General features: G+C 65.8%; 22 protein-coding genes. 8 read left to right on the forward strand and 14 right to left on the reverse strand.

The features are described from left to right. Window positions 1-76 precede the first annotated feature (76 nt). The 5 genes from ACE3TL_RS01295 to ACE3TL_RS01315 all read left to right on the forward strand — a co-directional run bounded on the left by ACE3TL_RS01295 (window position 77) and on the right by ACE3TL_RS01315 (window position 4,487). Window positions 77-814: a GntR family transcriptional regulator gene (locus ACE3TL_RS01295; RefSeq protein WP_374576850.1), complete on the forward strand. Its 738-nt coding sequence runs from the start codon at window positions 77-79 to the stop codon at window positions 812-814. Window positions 815-877: 63 nt separating this feature from the next. Then, on the forward strand, window positions 878-1,873 hold the full coding sequence (locus ACE3TL_RS01300; RefSeq protein WP_374576921.1) for an SIS domain-containing protein: 996 nt from the start codon (window positions 878-880) through the stop codon (window positions 1,871-1,873). After that, window positions 1,873-3,015, forward strand: coding sequence for an N-acetylglucosamine-6-phosphate deacetylase (nagA, locus tag ACE3TL_RS01305; RefSeq protein WP_374576851.1), 1,143 nt, complete (start codon window positions 1,873-1,875; stop codon window positions 3,013-3,015). The genes ACE3TL_RS01300 and nagA overlap by 1 nt, the downstream gene beginning before the upstream one ends. Before the next feature lie 13 nt (window positions 3,016-3,028). Then, on the forward strand, window positions 3,029-3,931 hold the full coding sequence (locus ACE3TL_RS01310; protein WP_374576852.1) for a siderophore-interacting protein: 903 nt from the start codon (window positions 3,029-3,031) through the stop codon (window positions 3,929-3,931). Between the two features lie 109 nt (window positions 3,932-4,040). Then, window positions 4,041-4,487, forward strand: a complete 447-nt coding sequence (locus ACE3TL_RS01315; RefSeq protein WP_374576853.1) for a VOC family protein — start codon at window positions 4,041-4,043, stop codon at window positions 4,485-4,487. Between the two features lie 37 nt (window positions 4,488-4,524). Here the strand turns inward: ACE3TL_RS01315 and ACE3TL_RS01320 are convergent, their stop codons facing one another. From ACE3TL_RS01320 to hppD, 3 genes are all read right to left on the reverse strand, one after another. Beyond that, window positions 4,525-5,799, reverse strand: coding sequence for an O-acetylhomoserine aminocarboxypropyltransferase (locus tag ACE3TL_RS01320; RefSeq protein ID WP_374576854.1), 1,275 nt, complete (start codon window positions 5,797-5,799; stop codon window positions 4,525-4,527). A 123-nt stretch (window positions 5,800-5,922) separates the two neighbouring features. Next, complete coding sequence (gene hmgA, locus ACE3TL_RS01325) at window positions 5,923-7,215, reverse strand: homogentisate 1,2-dioxygenase (protein ID WP_374576855.1); 1,293 nt, start codon at window positions 7,213-7,215, stop codon at window positions 5,923-5,925. Window positions 7,216-7,295: 80 nt separating this feature from the next. Next, complete coding sequence (gene hppD / locus ACE3TL_RS01330) at window positions 7,296-8,369, reverse strand: 4-hydroxyphenylpyruvate dioxygenase (RefSeq protein ID WP_374576856.1); 1,074 nt, start codon at window positions 8,367-8,369, stop codon at window positions 7,296-7,298. A gap of 138 nt (window positions 8,370-8,507) precedes the next feature. On the opposite strand from hppD, the gene ACE3TL_RS01335 reads away from it, so the two are divergent. Next, a complete protein-coding gene (locus tag ACE3TL_RS01335) occupies window positions 8,508-8,978 on the forward strand; it encodes an Lrp/AsnC family transcriptional regulator (protein ID WP_374576857.1) in 471 nt (156 codons plus the stop codon). A 74-nt stretch (window positions 8,979-9,052) separates the two neighbouring features. Further along, window positions 9,053-9,697 carry an FABP family protein gene (locus tag ACE3TL_RS01340; protein WP_374576858.1) on the forward strand — a complete coding sequence of 215 codons (645 nt, stop codon included), beginning with the start codon at window positions 9,053-9,055 and terminating at the stop codon, window positions 9,695-9,697. Window positions 9,698-9,754: 57 nt separating this feature from the next. Here the strand turns inward: ACE3TL_RS01340 and ACE3TL_RS01345 are convergent, their stop codons facing one another. Next, window positions 9,755-11,632: a M1 family metallopeptidase gene (locus tag ACE3TL_RS01345; protein ID WP_374576859.1), complete on the reverse strand. Its 1,878-nt coding sequence runs from the start codon at window positions 11,630-11,632 to the stop codon at window positions 9,755-9,757. A gap of 135 nt (window positions 11,633-11,767) precedes the next feature. Here ACE3TL_RS01345 and ACE3TL_RS01350 point away from each other — a divergent pair, with 135 nt between their 5' ends. Beyond that, window positions 11,768-12,322 (forward strand): DUF2239 family protein, encoded by a 555-nt coding sequence (locus ACE3TL_RS01350; RefSeq protein ID WP_374576860.1) that lies wholly within the window; start codon window positions 11,768-11,770, stop codon window positions 12,320-12,322. Here ACE3TL_RS01350 and ACE3TL_RS01355 read toward each other — a convergent pair. The 10 genes from ACE3TL_RS01355 to ACE3TL_RS01400 form a co-directional block, all read right to left on the reverse strand. Further along, complete coding sequence (locus tag ACE3TL_RS01355; RefSeq protein ID WP_374576861.1) at window positions 12,315-12,659, reverse strand: hypothetical protein; 345 nt, start codon at window positions 12,657-12,659, stop codon at window positions 12,315-12,317. The genes ACE3TL_RS01350 and ACE3TL_RS01355 overlap by 8 nt on opposite strands. 289 nt (window positions 12,660-12,948) lie before the next feature. Beyond that, window positions 12,949-13,857, reverse strand: coding sequence for a hypothetical protein (locus ACE3TL_RS01360; RefSeq protein WP_374576862.1), 909 nt, complete (start codon window positions 13,855-13,857; stop codon window positions 12,949-12,951). Window positions 13,858-13,919: 62 nt separating this feature from the next. After that, on the reverse strand, window positions 13,920-14,192 hold the full coding sequence (locus ACE3TL_RS01365) for a hypothetical protein (protein ID WP_374576863.1): 273 nt from the start codon (window positions 14,190-14,192) through the stop codon (window positions 13,920-13,922). Then, the gene (locus tag ACE3TL_RS01370; protein ID WP_374576864.1) at window positions 14,189-16,210 is read right to left on the reverse strand and encodes a hypothetical protein; all 2,022 of its coding nucleotides are present in this window, start codon (window positions 16,208-16,210) and stop codon (window positions 14,189-14,191) included. The genes ACE3TL_RS01365 and ACE3TL_RS01370 overlap by 4 nt, the downstream gene beginning before the upstream one ends. Before the next feature lie 2 nt (window positions 16,211-16,212). Continuing rightward, entirely contained in the window at window positions 16,213-16,812 is a 600-nt protein-coding gene (locus ACE3TL_RS01375; protein ID WP_374576865.1) for a hypothetical protein, read from the reverse strand. Window positions 16,813-16,889: 77 nt separating this feature from the next. Next, window positions 16,890-17,198 (reverse strand): hypothetical protein, encoded by a 309-nt coding sequence (locus ACE3TL_RS01380; RefSeq protein ID WP_374576866.1) that lies wholly within the window; start codon window positions 17,196-17,198, stop codon window positions 16,890-16,892. 115 nt (window positions 17,199-17,313) lie between these two features. Beyond that, window positions 17,314-17,967 (reverse strand): hypothetical protein, encoded by a 654-nt coding sequence (locus ACE3TL_RS01385; protein WP_374576867.1) that lies wholly within the window; start codon window positions 17,965-17,967, stop codon window positions 17,314-17,316. A 10-nt stretch (window positions 17,968-17,977) separates the two neighbouring features. Further along, a complete protein-coding gene (locus ACE3TL_RS01390; protein WP_374576868.1) occupies window positions 17,978-18,226 on the reverse strand; it encodes a hypothetical protein in 249 nt (82 codons plus the stop codon). Continuing rightward, entirely contained in the window at window positions 18,226-18,858 is a 633-nt protein-coding gene (locus tag ACE3TL_RS01395) for a hypothetical protein (protein WP_374576869.1), read from the reverse strand. The genes ACE3TL_RS01390 and ACE3TL_RS01395 overlap by 1 nt, the downstream gene beginning before the upstream one ends. 80 nt (window positions 18,859-18,938) lie before the next feature. Next, a complete protein-coding gene (locus ACE3TL_RS01400; protein WP_374576870.1) occupies window positions 18,939-20,159 on the reverse strand; it encodes a P22 phage major capsid protein family protein in 1,221 nt (406 codons plus the stop codon). Between the last annotated feature and the right edge of the window lie 88 nt (window positions 20,160-20,247).

The raw sequence follows: 20,247 nt of genomic DNA on the forward strand, positions 1-20,247 counted from the left end.
CGTATATATTGGTATCTAAATGGTCTCACGATACGTCGGTATGGCATAAGCCGGCGATCCCCGCGGAGAGACACCTTTGACCTTTTCGGAACGCATAGGCCGATTGGACGAACAGGACCCCGCTCCGCTTTACCGTCAGCTCCAGCGCGCCCTGCGCGAAGCCATCTCAAGTCGCGTCCTCGCGCCCGACGACGCCTTGCCGGCCGAACGCGAATTCGCCGACGAGCTGGGCGTCTCCCGAATCACCGTGCGTAAGGCGCTGGACGGCCTGGTCGGCGAAGGCCTGCTGATCCGCCGCCAGGGCGCAGGCACCTTCGTCGCCGCCCGGGTCGAAAAGAACTTCTCCAAGCTGTCGTCCTTCACCGAGGACATGATCTCGCGCGGGCGCGCGCCGCATTCGGCCTGGCTGTCACGCGCCGAGGGTCAGGTGACGCCTGAGGAATCCCTGACGCTCGGCCTGTCGCCCGGGGCGCCTGTCTATCGCTTCCACCGGATTCGCTACGCCGATGGCGCGCCGATGGCGCTGGAATATTCGACTCTGCCAGCCTTCTGCATGCCCAGCCCCGACTTCGTGGAGGCTTCGCTCTACGAGGCTCTGGAGAAGACCGGCCACCGTCCGGTGCGCGCCTTGCAGCGTCTGCGCGCGGTCCTCTTCACCGACGAACAGGCCGAGTTGCTCGGCGTTGCGCCCCGCGATGCTGGCCTGCTGATCGAGCGTCGCGGTTTCCTGAAGGATGGGCGCACGGTCGAAGTCACCCAATCCTACTATCGTGGCGACGCCTACGACTTCGTCGCCGAACTGAACGCCCTTTGAGATGAGCCCCCCCGGAGACGCCGCGTGACCAAGCCCCCCGCCCTGCGCCCGGAACACACGCGCATGTTCCAGGAGGCCGCCGAGGCGCCGCAGGTCGTCGCACGGCTGCTGGCGGCCAACCGCCAAGCCGCCCACACCCTCGGCGCGGAGCTGCGCGCCAACCCGCCCCGCGCCGTCGTCACCTGCGCCCGCGGCTCCTCCGACCACGCGGCCACCTACGCCAAATATCTGATCGAAACCGCGACCGGCGTCGTCACCTCTTCGGCCGCCCTGTCGGTCAGTTCGGTCTACGCCGCCGAGCCGAAGCTGGAAGGGATGCTCTATCTGGCCATCTCGCAGTCGGGGAAGAGCCCCGACCTGCTGGCCGCGGTGGAAGCCGCCAGGCAGGGCGGCGCACTCACGCTCGCCCTGGTCAATGACGAGACTTCGCCCCTGGCGAAGCGGGCCGACAAGGTGCTGCCCCTGCACGCCGGTCCCGAGATCAGCGTCGCGGCCACCAAGTCCTACATCGCCGCCCTGGCCGCCATCGCCCAGTTCGTCGCCGCCTGGACGCAGGACGAGGCGCTGGAGGCGGCGCTCGACACCCTTCCCGACATCCTGGCCAAGGCCTGGCCGCTCGACTGGAGCGCCGCAGCCAAGCGCCTGAAGGACGCCCGAAACCTCTACGTCCTCGCCCGCGGGGTCGGCTTCGGCGTCGCTCAGGAAGCGGCCCTCAAATTCAAGGAAACCTGCGGCCTGCACGCCGAGGCCTTCAGCGCCGCCGAGGTGCTGCACGGCCCCATGGCGCTGGTGCAGAAGGATTTTCCAGTGCTGGTCTTCGCCCAGGACGACCAGAGCGAAGAGGGCGTCGCCGCACTCGCCCGCGATCTCGCCGCCCGCGGCGCCGACGTGATGATGGCCGGCGGCGGCGGCGGCCTGCCGACCCTGCCCGCCCATCCGGTGCTGGAGCCGATCGTCCGCATCCAGGGCTTCTACCGCATGGCCAACATGCTCTCGATCCTGCGCGGCCACGATCCGGATCGCCCCCCCCACCTCAACAAGGTGACCGAGACCCTCTGATGCCCACCGCGCTCGTCAACGGCCAGGTTCTTACCCCCCAGGGCTTCCAGTCGCTCGACGTCGTCGTCGAAGGCGAGCGGATCGTCGAAATCGGCTCCCGCCTCGCCGCCGCCCGCCGCATCGACCTCGAGGGCGGCTATCTGCTTCCCGGCTTCATCGACACCCAGGTCAACGGCGGCGGAGGGGCGCTGTTCAACGACGCGCCGACGGTCGAGACCATCGCCACGATCGGCGCCGCGCACCGCGCCTATGGAACCACCGGCTTCCTGCCGACCCTCATCAGCGACGATCTGGCGACCGTGGCCCAGGCTATCGCCGCCGTCGACGCAGCCATCGAGGCGGGCGTCCCCGGCGTGCTCGGCATCCACATCGAGGGCCCTTTCCTCAGCGAGAAACGCAAGGGCGTGCACGACGCTTCGAAATTCCGCACCCTGGACGACGCCTCGATCGACCTGCTCGCCTCGGCCCGGTGCGGCCGCACCTTGGTGACCCTGGCGCCCGAGACCACCACCCCGCAGATGATCGCGCGGCTGGCCGCCGCCGGCGTGACGGTCGCGGCCGGTCACACCAACGCCACCTATGACGTGCTGACCGGCGCTCTGGAGGCAGGCGTCACCGGCTTCACCCACCTCTTCAACGCCATGTCCCCCCTGACCAGCCGCGAGCCGGGCGCGGTCGGCACGGCCTTGGAAAGCCAGGGGTCGTGGTGCGGGATCATCGCCGACGGCCGCCACATCCATCCCGCTGTCCTGCGCATCGCCTTCGCCGCCAAGCGGCGCGACCGCTTCATGCTGGTCACCGACGCGATGCCCAGCGTCGGGATGGCCGACAAGCGCTTCACCATCCAGGGCCGTCCGATCCGGGTGGTCGACGGCGTCTGCGTGGACGAGAACGGCACCCTGGCCGGCTCGGACCTCGACATGGCCGGCGCGGTGGCCAACGCCGTCCGCATGGCGGGCCTGCCGCTGGAAGAAGCCGCCAGCATGGCCTCGACCTATCCGGCCGCCTTCCTGGGCCTGGGTGAAGGCTATGGCCGGATCGCCGTCGGCGCACGCGCCGACCTGGTCCTGCTGGACACCGGGCTCAAGGCGGTCCGTACCTGGATCAGCGGATCAGATATTGCGAGTCATTCTCAAATATGATCGACTGGCGAGCATGGAAAGCCCTGCGCCCGCCTCCCCCTACATGCTGTTCGACGTGGCCCTGAAGGCCAAGACGCCGCTCACGCCCCACCTCTCGCGCCTGACCTTCCACGGCGAGCAGGTGCGCCGAATGGCGACGCTTTCGCCCGACCAGCGGATCAAGATCTTCTTCCCCGATCCTCAAGGCCGACCCGCCGCCTTGGTCCACACGCCGGACTGGTACGCGCGCTACAAGCAGACCGACGCGGCCGTCCGCCCGCCGATGCGCACCTACACCATCCGCCATCTGCGCGCCGAAGCTGGCGAGGTCGATGTCGATTTCGTGCTTCATGGCGACAATGGCCCGGCCTCCGCCTGGGCCACGCACGCAGAACCGGGCGAGACCTTGCAGATCATGGCCCCCAACCGCGCCTTCGCGGGCGACGCCGGGGGCTATGAGTGGAAACCGCCCGCCGGCCTGAAACAACTCCTGCTCATTGCCGACGAAACGGCCCTCCCCGCCCTGGCCGGCATATTGGAGGAACTCGCAGCCCTCCCTGCGCCTCCCACGACTCAGGCCTTTGTCGAGGTGGCCGCCCCGGAAGACCAATTGCCGCTGCCGAGCTGGCCGGGTCTGACAATCGAATGGATGCCGCGCGGCCTAGGCGCGCCCGGCGCCTTGATGATCGGCGCAGCGCAACGGGCCGTCCTTCCGGCCTCCCTCGCCCGGACTGCGCCGGCCTTGGCCGAGGTCGATGTCGACCAGGCGATCCTGTGGGATCGCGCCGCGCCCGAGGATCCGGGCTTCTACGGCTGGGTGGCCGGGGAAGCTGCGGCGGTGCTGGCCATTCGCCGGCTGTTGATCACCGACCGCAAGGCGCCTCGCCAAGCCCTCAATCTGATGGGCTACTGGCGCGAAGGCCGCGTTCTGGACTGACGGCGGGCTCCGCGCCGCCCCTGGGCAGGCGGAACTTGAACGGACTTTCCCGGTTGGAGAGCGGAGGCGGCCACGCCGCGCGCACGCCCGCATCCACGGAGAAACCGCCATGAAACTCGTCACCAGCTTGAGCTTCCAGGGCCAATGCCGGGCCGCCTTCGACTTCTACGCTGAAGTGCTGGGCGGGAAGGTCATCGCGGCCTTTCCCTATGGCGAGGGACCGCCCGACATGCCGGTCGATCCCAAGTACAAGGACTGGCTGATGCATTGCTGGCTGGAGGTCGGCGACCAGGCGCTGATGGGCGCGGACATGGCGCCAGAGTTCGCCCCCAACATCGACAAGCCCAAGAACGGCTTCGACGTCACCTATCACACCGACGATGCGGACGAGGCGCGCCGAGTGTTCGATGCGCTATCGGCAGGCGGCAAAGTCACCATGCCCTTCGCCGAGACCTTCTGGTCGCCCGGCTATGGCGGCCTAATCGACCAGTTCGGCATCCCCTGGATGGTCAACACCAATCCCGGTCCAAACTGGAAGCCGGCGCCAGCGGGCTGAATACGAGCCTGCCCGGCCCGCTGGCGCCGTTTCTGCGTCAGATTTGCGCGAAGGCCTGTTCGAGGTCGGCGAGAATATCCTCGATGTTCTCGAGCCCGACCGACAGCCGCACCACATCAGGCCCCGCCCCCGCCGCCGCCTGGTCCTTCTCCAGAAGCTGGCGGTGGGTGGTGGAGGCCGGGTGGATGATCAGGCTGCGGGTGTCGCCCAGATTGGCCAGGTGTGAAAAGAGCTTCACCGCGCCGACCAGCTTGACCCCGGCCGCATAGCCGCCCTTGACCCCGAAGGTGAATACCGAGCCCGCCCCCTTGGGCGTGTAGCGCTGCGCCAGCGCATGATAGGGATTGCCCGCCAGACCGGCATAGGACACCCACTCGACCTTCGGATTGGCCTCCAGCCACTTGGCCACGGCCAGAGCGTTGTCGGCGTGGCGCTGCATGCGCAGCGGCAGAGTCTCGATCCCGGTCAGGATCATAAAGGCGTTGAACGGCGAGATCGACGGGCCGAGATCGCGCAGCCCCAGCGCACGACAGGCGACGATGAAGGCCGCCGGGCCGAACGCCTCGGTGAACACCTTGCCGTGATAGCTGGGGTTCGGCTGAGTGAGGTAGCCGAACTTGTCGCTGGCGGCCCAGTCGAAGCGGCCGGAATCGATGATCGCTCCGCCCATGGAGTTGCCGTGGCCGCCGAGGAACTTGGTCAGCGAATGCACGACGATGTCTGCGCCATGCTCGATAGGACGGCAGAGGTAGGGGCTGGCCAGGGTGTTGTCGACGATCAGGGGCACGCCTCCGTCGTGGGCGACCTTGGCGATGGCGGCGATGTCCGTGATCACCCCGCCCGGATTGGCGATGGACTCCACGAAGACCGCCCGGGTCTTGCCGTCGATGGCGGCTGCGAAGTCGGCCGGATCGTCGCTGTCGATGAAGCGGGTCTCCCAGCCCATGCGCTTGAACGATTGGCCCAGTTGGTTCAGCGACCCGCCATAGAGCTTGCGCGAGGCGACGATGTTGCAGCCCGGCTCCATCAGGGTGTGGAAGGCCAGGAACTGGGCCGCATGCCCGCTGCCGACCGCCAAAGCCGCAATCCCGCCTTCCAGGTCGGCGACACGTGCTTCAAGAACGCCGCTCGTGGGGTTGCCAAGCCGGGTGTAGATGTTGCCGGCGGCCTCGAGGTTGAACAGGTTGGCCGCATGGTCGGCGTCATCGAAGACGAAGGCCGTGGTCTGATAGATCGGGGTGATCCGGGCCTTAGTGGTCGGGTCGGGCGCGGCGCCGGCGTGGATGGCGCGGGTTTCGAAATTCTGGGTCATGCGGCGTCCTCTTGCATCTCGCTGCCCGCGACCTAGCCCGGCATGCGGCGAAAGGTCCAGCCAGGGCGGCTCCCAGGCGGCGCCAGATTTCTTGCGTCGGGACTCAGGCGGGCCGGCAATCCCTCAAGAAGCGGGAACCTGAGCCTTGGCGAAGCCTTCCCAGCAGTCGTCATAGTCGAGCTGGACGAGCGGGGTTTCGATCGCGAATCTGGTGGGACGGATCACCCAACGGCTCTCGAACATGAAGGCCATCGTATCCTCGATCCTGTGCGGAACGAGTTCGGCGGCGATCGCCTTTTCGTAGCTCGCGCGGTCCGGGCCATGCCCGGCCATGCAGTTGTGCAAACTGGCGCCGCCAGGGGCGAAGCCGCCAGCCTTGGCGTCATAGGCGCCGTGCACCAGCCCCATGAATTCACTCATGATATTGCGATGGAACCACGGTGGGCGGAAGGTATGTTCGGCCACCATCCACCGGGGCGGAAAGATGACGAAATCGCAATTGGCCACGCCCTGAACTTCGGACGGCGAGGTAAGAACCGTGAAGATCGACGGGTCCGGGTGGTCGTAGCTGACCGTGTTGATCGCATTGAAGCGCGACAGGTCATACTTGCAGGGGGCGAGAGTGCCGTGCCACGCGGCCACGTCCAGCGGACTGTGATCCAGCGTCATGGCCCACAGGCCGCCCTGGAATTTCTGAACGACTTCCGTGGGTTCGTCGCGATCTTCAAACCAGGCGACGGGATGAAGAAAGTCGCGTGCATTGGCTAGGCCATTGGCTCCGACCGGCCCAAGCTCAGGCAGGCGGAATGGCGCGCCGTAGTTCTCGCAGACATAGCCGCGAGCCGGCCCGTCCAATTCGACCCGGAAACGGACGCCTCGCGGCAGCACCGCAATCTCGCCCGGCGCGACCTCTAGACGGCCAAGTTCCGTCGCCAGCCGAAGCGCGCCCTGCTGCGGCACGATCAACAGCTCACCGTCCGCATTGCAGAATACCCGGCCCTGCATAGAGCGGTTGGCGCCATAAAGGTGGATGCCGATCCCCGCCTGCACCGAGACGTCCCCATTACCGGCATAGGTCACCAAGCCGTCGACGAAATCGGTCGGCTCCGTTGGAATGGGTAGCGGATTCCACCGAAGACGATTGGGAGTCGGCGGAGCCTCATCGAACGGGCCGGAGCGGATCAGCTTCCCGCCCTCATAGCGCCTGAAGGGCGAATGGCTTGCCGTCGGGCGCAGGCGATAGAGCCACGAGCGCCGGTTCTCGTGCCGCGGCGCGGTGAAGGCGCTGCCCGAAAGCTGCTCGGCGAACAGCCCGAACGGCGTCTTCTGCGGCGAGTTCTGACCGACAGGCAGGGCGCCAGCGACCGCTTCGGTCTCGAAACTTCCGCCGAAGCCGGACATGTAACTCAGCGGCATAGCTTTTCCTCGGCCGGCCATCCCATCAAGGATGCCCGCCTTCCCGGGACCTGTCAGCTTCCGGCCGGCCAAGACGCGCCCTACTCCGCAGCGTCCACCTTGATGACGCCGCGACGGATTTGATCGAGTTCGATGGACTCGAACAGGGCCTGAAAATTCCCATTGCCAAAGCCCTCGTTGCCCTTGCGCTGGATGATCTCGAAGAAGATCGGGCCGAACAGGTGCTCAGTGAAGATCTGGAGCAGGATACCCTCCTTCTCGACATCGCCGTCGATCAGAATGCGGTTCTTCTTCAGCCGCTCCAGATCCTCGCCATGGCCGGGCACGCGCTTGTCGACCAGTTCGTAATAGGTCTCGATCGTGTCCTGCAGCTTGACGCCGCGGGCGCGCAGACGCTCCACGGTCGCGTAGATATCGTGGGTGGTGAAGGCCAGGTGCTGGATGCCTTCACCATTGTATTCACGGATGAACTCCTCGATCTGCGAGGCGTCGTCCTGGCTTTCGTTCAGCGGGATGCGGATGGCCTTGTCCGGCGCGATCATCGCCTGACTGAAAAGACCCGTCGCCTGCCCCCGAATATCGAAGGACTTCTGCTCCTCGAAACCGAAGATCCGGCTATAGAAGCTCGACCAGCTATGCATCTGGCCGCGCTTGACGTTGTGGGTGAGGTGATCGAGCAGGTCGAGCCCGACGCTGTTGACCGCCTCCGCTTCGGCCGCGCCCGCAATCTGCTTCCAGCCGTCATAGAGTCCGCCCGCGTCGCCATAGCGGTCGATGAGATAGAGCAGCGAGCCGCCGATACCTTCCAGCGCGTAGGCGTTGGGAAAGGCGCTCCGCGAAGCGTCCGCCCCCTTGGCGCCCCGCGAGAGGGCCAGTTCATAAGCGGATTTCGCATCGGCCACACGGAAGGCCATGCCGTTGGCCGAGGCGCCATGGACGGCGCGGAATTCCGCCGCCTGACCATCCGGCTCCATATTGACCAGCAGATTGATGCGGCCCTGCTTGTAGCGGGTGATCGCTGTCGTGGGGTGCGTCGCGCAGGCGGTGAAGCCGAGTTGCTCGATCAACATGGTCATCTTAGCCGCGTCGGCGCTGGTGAATTCGACGAACTCGAATCCGTCGAGGCCAATGGGGTTTTCGGGAGTCACGGTCATGTCGGGCGTCTCCTTCGAAACAGGCGTTCAGCGCCTGAGTGTTCGAAATGATTTTACGCTCCAACTGCGAGACACGCTTTTCAAACTCACGGAGTTTGCGGGATGATCTGGCGATCTGTTTCAGATAGTGGCGAATCTATGAAAGACGATAATCATCTCGACGAGATTGATCGGAAACTGCTGCGCGCCTTGCAGCAGGACGCCTCCCTCAGCCACGCCGCCCTAGCTGAACAGGTAGGCGCCTCGCCAGCTTCCTGCTGGCGGCGGATAAAGGCCCTCGAAGCCTCCGGCGTGCTGCGGGAGGCCGTGCGCTTGGTCGACGCCGAGAAGGTCGGCCGTGGGGTCAATGTCATGTGCCAGCTACGCATGAAGTCCCACGCCGCCGGTCCGCGACAGGATTTCGAAGCCTTCCTGTGCGGCCGGCCCGAGGTGATGGAATGTCACGCCATGTCCGGCGAATGGGATTATTTGATGCGCGTCGTGGTCTCGGACGTCGCCGGCTACGAGCACTTCCTGATGGGCGTCGTGCTGAACCACCCCAACGTCGCAACCGCGGCCTCCCACTTCGCCCTCAACCAGGTGAAGTACACCACCGCCATGCCGGTCTGAGCCAGCCGCGCACTTGACCTCGCCGTCTCTCGCCCGCCAAAGCTGCACCAGACATGATCGCGCCAGGAGTTCCCGTGAACCCGTTTCCCGACGACATCTTCACCGAACCGGAAAACGTCGATCCGAACGGCTTGGCCAATCTCGGCCCCCTGCGCCGGCTGGCCGGCGTATGGGAAGGGCGTAAGGGTCTGGATGTGAATCCCAAGGCCGATGGTCCGGAACGGCGCGAATATATCGAGCGCATCGAGATGACGCCGATCGACCCCCAGGCGAACGGCCCCCAGCTCTTCTACGGCCTGCGCTATCACGTCCGTATCATCGCGGTCGGCGAGGAGACCACCTTCCACGACCAGGTCGGCTATTGGCTGTGGGAGCCTGCAACAGGGCTTGTGATGCAGAGCCTGGCCATTCCCCGCGGCCAAACCGCTCTGGCAGGCGGTAAAGCGACCGAAACCGGCCTCAAGGTCAGCGCCAAGCGCGGCGAGACCGAATATGGCATCAGTTCCACAGCGTTCCTCGAGCACGCCTTCAGGACCGATTCCTACACCTTGGAGATCACCTTCCACGACGACGGAAGCTGGAGCTACATCTCCGACACCATGTTGGCCGTCCGCGGTCGGGAAGGCCTGTTCCAGCACCGCGACCACAACACCCTGACCAAGGTCGCCGAGCCACAGGGCAACCCCCTGATGCGCAGACAGGACGGGTTGGACCTCTGAAGTCTCAGCGGCCTCCCTGCAGCCGGACGCCTGACGGCTCAACGTGGCGACAACGGCTCAAGTCGCCGAGAGCATCTTCTCGATGCTTTCGGCGACTGTCGGATGATAGCTAGGCCGCGCCTGTTCAAAGATCGAACGGGCGAGCGGCCTGCCCCAGTCTCCCTGTTTCATGAGACCGGCGTAGAGCGGCCTGATCAGCAGGCCGCGGCCGATGGAGGTCAGAAACGCCTCCAGCGAGGGCAAGGCGGGCTCATAGCGGTTCGCGATCGCCAACTCCAACCAGGCCGACCGAATATAGGCGTTGTTCGAGTCCGACAGCTTGAGGGTCGTGTCGAGGTCGTCCAACTGCGCCTTCGAGAGCTTGCGCGGCAGATTGTTCAGGAAGCGCTGCCACTCCTGCGTCGTCCAAGTCCCCGCCGACAGGCGTGAAGCCGGCGCGCCCGCTTCGAACATGGCGATCTGGTCGTCGACCCGCGCCAGCGCTTCCGATTTCACGTGCACCGCATTTGGCGGCAAGCCGCCGTCGTAAGCCCATCGATCGAGAGCCAGCTTCGCCTCGAGCGTCGCATCTCCCTTGATGAGATTGGCCCTCAGGTCCTTGAGGAACCCCGCCGTTGTCTGAGGCTGGAAGGCATGCCGATCGAAATAGGATCGGAGGTACGCATCCCATCGTACGCGCCCCACGGTCGCTTCGATCGTCCGCAGAAACACCGCGCCCTTGAAATAGGCGAGTTGCCCGCCCGTCTCGCCATAAAGCTTGGTGCCGTCGGAGGTGGGACCGCCCGCCTCCAGAATATCGGCCTGCATCTCGCCCCAGTCGAGGTCCGCCTCCATCTGGGCCCTCGGCGCGCCGTACAGCGCTTCCATGATGCGGTTCTCGAAGTAGGTGGTGAAGCCCTCGTTCAACCAGGTGTCCGGCCAGGTCGCATTCGTGACCAGGTTCCCCGACCAGCTATGGGCCAGCTCGTGAGCCACCAGGCCGACATTCGCCCGGTCCCCGGTAATGAAGGTCGGCGTCAGAAAGGTGAGCGTCGGATTTTCCATGCCGCCGAAGGGAAACGACGGCGGCAGGACGAGGACATCGTAACGCCCCCATCGATAGGGACCGTAGAGCTTCTCGGCGGTCGCAACCATCTTCTCGGTATCGGCCAGCTCATACGCGGCGCGATCCAGCATTTCCGGTTCGGTATAGACGCCGGTGCGGGGACCAAGGTCTCTGTACGCCAACTCTCCGACCGCGATCGCGATCAGGTAAGGCGGGATGGAATGATCCATCTTGAAGCGGAAGGCGCGCCGTCCCTCGCCCGCCGGTTCGCCGCCTGGCGTGAGGCGCTCGCCGCTCATGACGGCGGTCATACCCTCCGGCACGACGATCCGCGCCGACCAGGTCTGACGGATTCCCGGGCTGTCCTGAGTGGGAATCCAGCTTCGGTTGTTGATGTCCTGCCCTTGGCTGAAGAGGTACGGCCCGCGCTTGCCGGCCGTCAGCGAAGGCTCCAGCCACTGGAGCGCCCGCGCTTGCGGTTTGGAGGCATAGCCAATCACGATCTTTCGCGCGCCGGCGAGTTGGATCGTCAGCGGGGCGCCAAGCTCTGCATCGTTTTTGCCCACCGACCAGACGAGGTCGCGTCCATCGCCATCCTTGACCGACGCGATGTCGAGGCCAAGCTCGTCGAGCACGATAGCTGACGCTCCAGGCGCCGCCTCGACGTCCAACCGCGCCACGCCGCCGATCGTTCTGCTGGCGAAATCCACCGTCAGGTCCAGGTCGATATGCGAGACCCGCGCCACCAAGGGCTGGGCGTAGGACTTGGCGTCTCGCGCATCCGCGGTCGTCAGGATCGGCGCGACCACCCGCTCCACCGCAAGCACCCCCTGCGGCGCCAGAGCCGACACCGCGCAAGCCATCAGAAGACTACGAACCACAATACGCATGCTCAGACCTGCCCGACATGGACTCAAGACCGCCGCCCAGGGCGGCGACCGTCCATAGCAGGCATTCAAGCCGGCTGGCCTGTCGACTCATTTCCCGATACTCCTCCGGTCGCTCAACTCGAACCGGACCTGGACATGGCCGACTGCTCCGCGTTCGCCGGACACGAATTGATTGCTCGCGGGCAGTTGCGGGACGTCGCTCTGGCGGCGAAGGCCGCATGGGACGATGGCCGCGCCAAGCTGCTTATCTTCGACGACGAAACCGGGCGGCAGATCGAAGTCGACTTCCGCGGCGGCGCCGCCGAGGTCGCCGCAAAACTCACCTCCCCCCCACCGCAGCGAGGAAGACCGCGGCTCGGCGTCACCTCTCGCGAGGTCACCCTGCTACCGAGCCATTGGGAATGGCTCGCTGAACAGCCTGGCGGCGCATCGGCCGCCCTGCGCCGCCTCGTCGACGCCGCACGCCGCGGGGAAGCCAGTCGCCGACGCGACGCCCAGGAAGCCGCCCATCGCGTGCTCTTCGCTCTGGCCGGCGACCTGCCGGCCTTCGAGGAAGCCAACCGCGCCTTCTACGTATCGCAATGGGATCGGCTGGAAGATCTGACGTCGACTTGGCCGCCGGACGTCCGATCCTACGTCCTGGACATGATCGGCCGCGTCCGCGCGTTCGACCTGGATGAGGCTAGGTAGCCGCGCGAACCCCAAGACCGGCGAGGAAGGCGGCGACTCCCGCCGCGAACCAGGGTCCGGATCTGGCGATCCATGTCGAGAATGTCGCCACGCCGGCGACGCGATCGCGCTGGGCCTCCAGAACGTCGATCCGGGTGAGGGCCGAACGCAGTTCGCCCCGCAAGGTCTCGACCAGCTTCCCGGCCTCCTGAGCCTCAAGTCGCGCCAAGCGTTCACGCACGTCATCGACCTTGCTGGTCAAACCTTCCAGGCGCTTTGTCTGCGCCGCCAGATTTTCGCTGATCTGCCTCAACGCCAGAACCTGGGCTTCGTGCAACGCTTCGATCAAGGGCGCCATGCCGCCTCCTGTGTCGAGAGGCCCGCTCATGGCGTCCATCGCCCGGCTCTTCGTCGCCCGGCGCCGCCGACACCGCCGACGCTCCCGCCCGCAACAGGTCTCAACGTCCCTGGAATATCGATCGGGTCGGAAGCTTTTGCGCCGAAACCGTCGTCGGGATCGCGCAATATGCTCCCGATGTCATAGAGCAATTGAGCTCGCGACTTGCGGGATATCGGCGGCTCGTCGGCGGCGGGTTTGGGCGCAAGCTTGGCGAGTACGGCTGCCAATCCTCCATGAAACCCAAAGGTCATCGCCCGAAACCTCGAATGGTCGATCCGATCTGTGCGGCTTGGCCAAGCAGACTCAGGAAGCTTGGCGACTCCGTCGTCTTGGTGGACCCCGTCCCGCTCGAGCTTGTGTTCTGTCCCTGGAAGAGCTGCAGCGGCAGCCCGGAGAACATATCGACCTGGCTGCCGAGCTGGTTCTGCGGCGCATTGCGGTAGGCTTGATCGATACTCCTGAGTTGCTGGCCCAAAGCGGCCTGCGCAGCGACGTTCGCACGCATGGAATTCTCCCGCTCCAAGGCCAGTTGCCCCTGCATGCGCTGGTGTTCCAGGGCCATTTGGGCATTGGCCGCAGAGGCCTGCTGTCGCCGTTCTGCATCTTGTCCAGCCAAGCCTGCGCTGGTCGTGAACATGTCCGACAGCAGTTGGGAGACTCGTGTGTTGCGTGCGCGCGAGAGTTCACCCTGGATCATCGATTTGGTCAGCGCCGCACCCGAGCCGCCGAACTTTGAGTTACCGGCAAGGTCGAGATCCTGCATGGCTCGCGTCTTGCTGGCATCGGCGTCGAAGTCGGCGAGGGCCGCATCGGTCACCTGTTGCCGATAAGGGTTGGAGTAGGCGCTCAGATTGTCGAGCAGACTGGCCGACGAGACGGACGGCGCAGATCGCGAGAGGAGGTTGGCGAACCAGTCGTCGCCGCCCACTGATGTCTGGCCGCTTCCATAACCTTGTCCGAGCTTGGCCGCCGCGCCGGCCGCCTGCTGTTCCAGGTCGGATGCGGGAGCGACCAGCGAATATGGATCTGTTCCACCCAATCGTTGGATCGCAGAAGCCAGACCTTGGGCGGTCGAGCTCACCCATTCCGGGTTCGTCGGCGTCATGACCGAGGTGCTGCTTTGTGTCGTTTGACTAGTCGATTTACGTTTGCCCATCAGAGCATCCTTTTCAGCAACCTCCCCACAGGGAGGTATCCCGAACGCCGAAGGACACGCGCTCATCCGGCCCGCCCTTCGATCGTCACATATTGGCAACCCATGGCCCGTCCCCAGGCTTCCACACCGGGCTTGAGCGCCATGATCCCGGCAAGGTCGCCGCCGGCCAGCCAGACGTGGAGCGCTCGCCCCTGAGGCTCCACAACGCATTGGGTGACCATGGCCGCGGTCTCGCCTGGCCAGAGCTGCGCGCGGCCGGCCGCGATTTCTGCGATCAGTTCGGCTTCGGTCGCATCGCTGAGCGCCGGCGTCAGCCACGCCAGCCAATTGGTCACCGCTTGCCCGCCGGTGCGATGCTCACGGCGATCTGTCCCAGCCGTGCAAACGCCGGAAGCGATGCGCCTTCGAACCGCAACCGGAACAGGCGGCCGGAGCAACGGAAATCCACCTTGTCTTCCCCAGCCGCCATCACGAACGGCCCCTTGATGCTCTCATCGCCCTGCGGCTTCAGCCGACTGATGACCGTCACCTTGATAGGGCCGACCTGGTTCTTCACATCCGGCCAGATGCCCAACACCAGGGCGGTCTGCTCTTCGCTGAGATATTGGTCGGCCGTCTCTATCGACCATGAGAGCGGCCCGCCATCGGCGCTATGTCCACGCTCATGCCAATAGACGTTCCCCTCCGGCGTGACGCCGATGGGATCACTGGCCGGGCCGGCGTCGAGGAAGGCCGAGCGCGCCATGCGCCCGCGCGACCAGCCCTGCCCCGCCAGCGAGAGCGCCACATAGCGGCTGTTCTCCACGCCATCGCGCGCGTCGGGATAGTCCCAACGAACCTCGCTGAAGCGCGAGATGGACGAGGCGACCACCTTGTCGGCCTGGGCCGGGGTCAGATTGCCGAACAGGTCGTCGCGAATGGCGCAGGGGATCGGCTCGACGGTCCCGCCTAGGCCGTAGCGATAGAACTGCCCGTCATTCCCCATCCAATAGGCGGCCTGGCCGACCACCACGGCCGCGTTCGGCCCGATCAGGCCGCACTTCTCGGCCACCCGGTCGAAGCGCCAGGGCTGGGTCAACGCGCCCACCCAGCTTCCCAGGAACAGGCTGTGATTGGTCCAGACCAGCAGATAGGATCCGATCCCCCGGCCGGCGACGATCCGACCGCCGCCCGGTAGGATATATTCCCGCGCCGTCGTGTCGGCCGCCGTCCGCCACTCGGTGTTCTTGCGCACCGAGGAATGACGGATGCAGAGCGGATTGAACTTGCCCGACACCTCCTCGTTGCAGCCCAGGGCGAAGATCATGTCCTGAGGCGCGATCAGAGCGAAGGTGCAGTTGCGAGGCGCATCCAGCAGCGGCGCAGCCGGCGCGTCCGTGTCGTTGTCCCAGGCATAGAGCGTGCCGCCCCGTGGATTGGCGATCAGCTCTTCACCGAACGCCCCGAACGACCAGGTCCGCGGGAAATAGTCGGCCGTCGACGGCTCCGAATAGCCGCCGACGCCGTAGGCCCCGGTTCCGTATCCAGCACCGCCCGTGCCGTCGATGACGCCGGGCTGGTAGGGATTTTGGGGGGCGAACCGCAGGCCGGCCCCGCCAATGTCCGGCACGGATGCGACGACGGCAGCGCCGCCTCCGGTCGCCGTCGAGGTGGCGTTACTCTCGCACGTGAAACTGTAGTGGTCGGCGTCGATCTTGGTGACGACGAAGGTTCCGTTCGGCGCGACGCCGCCCACCGCCAAAGCGCCGGAGATCGTGACGCTCGTTCCGTCGCAGATATCGTGGCCTGCCTCCGTGACGGTGACGACCGCCTTGCCGCTCTCCACCGCCAGCGGATTCGAAACCAGGGTCTTGGAGAGCTGGGCGTCCGTAGCGGCTGCAATGGCGAAGGTGTCGGCGTCAAAGACCGTGACGGGATAGCCCCCCGCAAGCGCGATGCGGCCCACACAACTCTCGCCGGTCACCTCGACCGTATCGCCGTCTTGAAGACCATGGGTCAACAGCTTGACGGTCAGCAGCGACGCGCCATCCGTCACCGAGAGGTCGGCCCCGCGGAGCGTGAACGGCGGCATGGCCAGGATCGGTGTCAAGGTATACAGCGACCCGCCCACCCAAGCCTGAAGCGCCGCATGCGTGCCGAAAGCGATGTTCAGGGTAGCCTCGTTGTCGGTCCAGGCGAACACTGACCTACAAACCCCAGCCAATAGATCGGTCACCATGCCCTCCCAGCCACCGATAGTCTGCGGCAGATCGCGGTCGAAACGGACGCAGTTACAGGCCGCCCAACGGCCACAGGCGGCATAGGTAGTGTCGTCCGATACGATGCCCGGCGGGATGTTAAGAGGGGTGCGCATCGTCAAATCCGATAGAGTTGGATCAAGACCAGACCCGGACCGCCCCAGGTGGACCAGTTTGAGCCGCTTGTGTTTGCGCCACCCCCAGCCCCAACGCCAGGAACGATCTGAGCGCCGTTTGAACTCGTCGAACCGCGGCCATTTTCACCCGTCAGACCGAGGAATATGTCGCGAAAGCCACCGGCACCACCGCCGCCACGGAGGGCGCTGCCATTGCCGGCTGCACCACCGAACTCACCGGCTTCGCCGGAGCCACCGCCATATCGATTAACCTGAAAGCCGGCCGCCATCGACCTCGTCGCCGGCGAGGTCGATGGCATGCGTCCGCCCTGCGCCGTCATGATCACCCCATCGATAGTGACGATGCTGTCAAAGCCCACATTGCCGGAGGTCTCGGCTGTAGTGCCCATTCTTGGCGCAGCAGCCAACCATGTGATGGCGATGCCCGCTGGAATGATAAGCCGACTATATCCGGCCGAGCCACCGCCGCCGCCATGCGTATAGGTGGCGTCGGACGTGCCAGAGGCACCGCCGCCCCAGGCGAAAATGTTGGCGATGTAGTCAGCAGGCGCCGTATAGCTCCCCGAGCTTGTGCTGATCATCACCTCAGGCAATGGGAGAGACTGAGCTTCACGCTCACCCCCCATGCTCTGCCCGCGGAGCCCCGTGAGTCCCCGCATCAGTAGTCCGCCCATTCGACGTCATGGGCGATACCGTTCGCGAGCCCGACTGCCTGGGAGATGTAGAGTTCCGCATTCGGCGGGCCGAACAGCGGATTGGTGTCGCTATAGCCCCAATCGGTGACCGGAATCCCCGTAGTCGCGGCAACCGTGTGTGCGGCCATCAGCTTGCTGTCGATCAGCATCTTGGTCACCCCGCCATCGGTTGAGAGATAGAGATGCAGGCCGGTGGCGGTGACCGTGGCGCGCGGGATCGATCGCAGGCGGGTCAGCCGCCCACCGTTCGGACCAAAGGTCATGAGCTTCACGACCGCGGTGACGGGGGCGTTGTAGGCGGTTTCGGCGGTGGTGGTGACGACGGCAGCGGCCTGAATCGCCTGGGGGGGGTGATGATGCTGTTGGAAGTAACGGACATGAGGGCTCCTAGAGGGCGACAGCCATGGCGATGGCGAATTTCTTGAGGTCCTCGCCCAGGACCTCGGCGCGGTCAGCCTGGTCGGCCGCATAGTCGGCGACATCACTCGTTTCGAGGGACGCCCAGGCGGCCGTCTCCCCGTTCGAGCGGATGAACTGACCGTCCGTGGCCGGCCCCTGACCGGGCAGGTCCACTTCGTTGAAGGCCATGGAGTCGACATAGGCCCTGGTCGCGGCGTCCTGGCCGTCCACGGGAGCGCCCAGCCCGGTCAGGCGCGCGCCGGCCAGATCGGTAAACTGAACCCGCCGGAAGTTGGCTCCGTCGCCGACGACCAGCCCCACCTCGCCCGGCTTCACGACCGCCGCTGCGCCGCCGCCGGTCGTGACCATGACCTCGCCCGCGGCGGCGTTGCGGACGATGTACCACTTCTCGACCGCGGGCGCGGTGATCACGCCACCGGTCCCGCTGGTAATGTCGAGGAAGGCGCAGCGGGCCTCGTCTTCAAGGCCGTTGGCCGTGCTCAGGCTCTTCGCGCCCGAGAGCGGGAACGCCACTCCCTTGGTCAGCGCGTCTTCGAGACGCTGGAAGACCTGTTGATTGAGGATCACGCCCCAGGCGTTCAGGTTGTCGCCCGGCGCCTGGTAGTTCAGGCGCAAGCTCATGGACCATGTGCTAGGCAATAGGCGCTCCCGTATCTTGCCTTATCCAGGCCGAGCCGTTCGAGACGGCGAGAATGTCGAGGTCGGCGACCCGCAGGACGCCGCTCGGCCAATCGGCGGCCGGCGGCAGATCCGCTGAGACGACGGAGTGGACGAAGGCCGGCTGACCCGGCTGCTGAAGCTGGACGATCGCATCCACCACCGCCCGGAAGAACGGTCGCAGATCCTGCCGAGGGTTGACCGGCGCGATGAGACCGATCATCAGCGCCCCCTCAGGTCGACATGCCAACCACCGACCAGCGCCGGCTCGCCACGCAAGGCGGAAAGGCGCCGGCTCTGGGCCTCCTTGGCGTTCGCTTCCTGCATGGCCGCGTCGAACCTTGCCTGGAACAGCGCCAGCAGGTCCGCATCGCGCAGGAAGGGCGCGGCCTCCAGCAGCGCGCCGAACAGGTAGAGGTCCGGATAGTCGGACAGGATCGGATTGCTCGGTTCGGCGTCTGAAAGCGCGAACCTGCGCAGATGACGCAGCCTGACGCCGTAGGCCTGGTCGCAGGGCCGCTCGAAGGCGAGGGTTCCGCCCTCGATGGTCCAGAAATCCGGCCGCCCGGGTTCAGACCGCAATTCCATCAGCGATGGATCGACAAATCGCAGCGCCTCGGCCCAGCCGGCCAGATGAACGGAAACGGCCTCGGAAAAGGCCGCCGGCAAGGCGATGGTTCGAGCGCCAGGAGCAGCGGCCAGCGCGGCGTTCACCTCGTTCATGCGGCCCCGGAACAGCCGGTTGAGACGGCTCTCGGCCAGGGCGATGAAGTCGGGAATACGGTCGGCGAGGTCCGCGCGCTCCAGCCAGTCGGCCACAGCGCTCTTGAGGTCGGTATAGCTGGCGAGAGCCATGACGCCACGCCTCCAATCTGCAGGGAACGAAAAGGCCGACCCCGAGGGATCGGCCCAGGCGGTCAGCCGTATCGCGCGGCCTAGACCTCGTTCGAATGCAGGCGCGCGGCGAGCTGCGGCCGTAGGGTCTGGTAGCCGTAGAGAACGTCCAGACGGCACGGGAACCGGTCGTTGTTGATGTCGTACTGGCGCACGACGCGCATCGAGACGCCGTCGAAGACTTCGCGCGCCGAGAAGTCGACGCCGCGCGGCATCTGCATGTCGGCGGTCGCAAAGGCGAAGGCGCCCTTCTGGTAGAGCAGCAACGTCCCGTAGAGCTTGGACGGACTGCCTGCTACCGACACCGGCGCGGTGGCCGACGCGGCGGCGACCACCACGTTCTGCCGCGGCCCGCCGGTGACGATCGCCGGCGAGATGCCGATGGCGCCCGCCCCGCCCGCGGCGTCTTCCTTAACAACGAACTGCATCGGCACGCCGGTCGACTGCTTGGTCTCCGGATGTACGCGGAAGACCTTGTCGATGGTGATCACGTCGCCCTTCTTGAACGCGCCTGTCCCCGTCGCCAGGGTGATCGTGGAGATCGGGGTTTCCGACCCGGCGGGAATCGTCCCCGCCTGGGTGTTGGTGGTGTAGGCCGCGCTCGCCGCCGCCCCGCGTGCATGCGCCGGCCACAGCGTATTCTCGACGAAGTCGAAGCTTGCGGTGCGGCCCATATAGCCCTCACGATATTGCTCGGAGAGCTGCTTCTGGTCGTTGAACAGGCCCTTCAGCGCATCCACCAAGTCGGTGTTGTTCTGTGAGTTCAGGTTCGCCGTCCGCTTGTTGAGCGGCGCCAGCGCATCGACCAGCTTTTGCCGGCCGTTGAGCACGTCCTTGAAGGTCGGCGCCCCGGACAGCCAGATCGACTGCGCCACGTCCTTGTACATGCTCATCGCGTCCGCCTCGATATTGGCGGCCAGGACCGACATGGCCGGCTCGATCACCCGCTCGGAAAAATCGTCGAGCGACAGCGTCAGGTCGGCGGAGGTGAAATTCAGGTCGACGCCCTTCTGGGTCGCCACCTTCAGGTCGACGCTCTGCTCCTTGATGTCCTTGGCGTCCAGCGGCGCGCCGGTGCGCACCGTATACTCGTTGGGCAGCCGCACCTTCAGGGTGTCGCCGATCTTGGCGCCCTGGCGCGCGAAGCTGTCGTCGTATTCGCGGGTGATGGAGCCGACGAAGTTCAGCTTCTGATGCAGCACCCGCAGGGCTTCGCGAGTAACCGCCGTGGCGGAAAGCAGCGTATTGGCAGTAAAGGCCATGGTGTCCTTTTCGATATGCACGCCGAAACGCGGGAGCGCCCGGCGGCGGCCCCGTGAAGGTCGGCAGGTTTCAGGAAAATGCCGCGCA

Origin of the sequence: Phenylobacterium sp., from assembly GCF_041920015.1 — a bacterium.
GTDB lineage: Bacteria > Pseudomonadota > Alphaproteobacteria > Caulobacterales > Caulobacteraceae > Phenylobacterium.

Coding starts and splice junctions, on each gene's coding strand:
- ACE3TL_RS01300 (WP_374576921.1), top strand. CDS start 878: ATGTTCCAGGAGGCCGCCGAGGCGCCGCAGGTCGTCGCACGGCTGCTG.
- nagA (WP_374576851.1), top strand. CDS start 1,873: ATGCCCACCGCGCTCGTCAACGGCCAGGTTCTTACCCCCCAGGGCTTC.
- ACE3TL_RS01310 (WP_374576852.1), top strand. CDS start 3,029: ATGGAAAGCCCTGCGCCCGCCTCCCCCTACATGCTGTTCGACGTGGCC.
- ACE3TL_RS01315 (WP_374576853.1), top strand. CDS start 4,041: ATGAAACTCGTCACCAGCTTGAGCTTCCAGGGCCAATGCCGGGCCGCC.
- ACE3TL_RS01320 (WP_374576854.1), bottom strand. CDS start 5,799: ATGACCCAGAATTTCGAAACCCGCGCCATCCACGCCGGCGCCGCGCCC.
- hmgA (WP_374576855.1), bottom strand. CDS start 7,215: ATGCCGCTGAGTTACATGTCCGGCTTCGGCGGAAGTTTCGAGACCGAA.
- hppD (WP_374576856.1), bottom strand. CDS start 8,369: ATGACCGTGACTCCCGAAAACCCCATTGGCCTCGACGGATTCGAGTTC.
- ACE3TL_RS01335 (WP_374576857.1), top strand. CDS start 8,508: ATGAAAGACGATAATCATCTCGACGAGATTGATCGGAAACTGCTGCGC.
- ACE3TL_RS01345 (WP_374576859.1), bottom strand. CDS start 11,632: ATGCGTATTGTGGTTCGTAGTCTTCTGATGGCTTGCGCGGTGTCGGCT.
- ACE3TL_RS01350 (WP_374576860.1), top strand. CDS start 11,768: ATGGCCGACTGCTCCGCGTTCGCCGGACACGAATTGATTGCTCGCGGG.
- ACE3TL_RS01355 (WP_374576861.1), bottom strand. CDS start 12,659: ATGGCGCCCTTGATCGAAGCGTTGCACGAAGCCCAGGTTCTGGCGTTG.
- ACE3TL_RS01360 (WP_374576862.1), bottom strand. CDS start 13,857: ATGGGCAAACGTAAATCGACTAGTCAAACGACACAAAGCAGCACCTCG.
- ACE3TL_RS01370 (WP_374576864.1), bottom strand. CDS start 16,210: ATGCGCACCCCTCTTAACATCCCGCCGGGCATCGTATCGGACGACACT.
- ACE3TL_RS01375 (WP_374576865.1), bottom strand. CDS start 16,812: ATGATCAGCACAAGCTCGGGGAGCTATACGGCGCCTGCTGACTACATC.
- ACE3TL_RS01385 (WP_374576867.1), bottom strand. CDS start 17,967: ATGAGCTTGCGCCTGAACTACCAGGCGCCGGGCGACAACCTGAACGCC.
- ACE3TL_RS01390 (WP_374576868.1), bottom strand. CDS start 18,226: ATGATCGGTCTCATCGCGCCGGTCAACCCTCGGCAGGATCTGCGACCG.
- ACE3TL_RS01395 (WP_374576869.1), bottom strand. CDS start 18,858: ATGGCTCTCGCCAGCTATACCGACCTCAAGAGCGCTGTGGCCGACTGG.
- ACE3TL_RS01400 (WP_374576870.1), bottom strand. CDS start 20,159: ATGGCCTTTACTGCCAATACGCTGCTTTCCGCCACGGCGGTTACTCGC.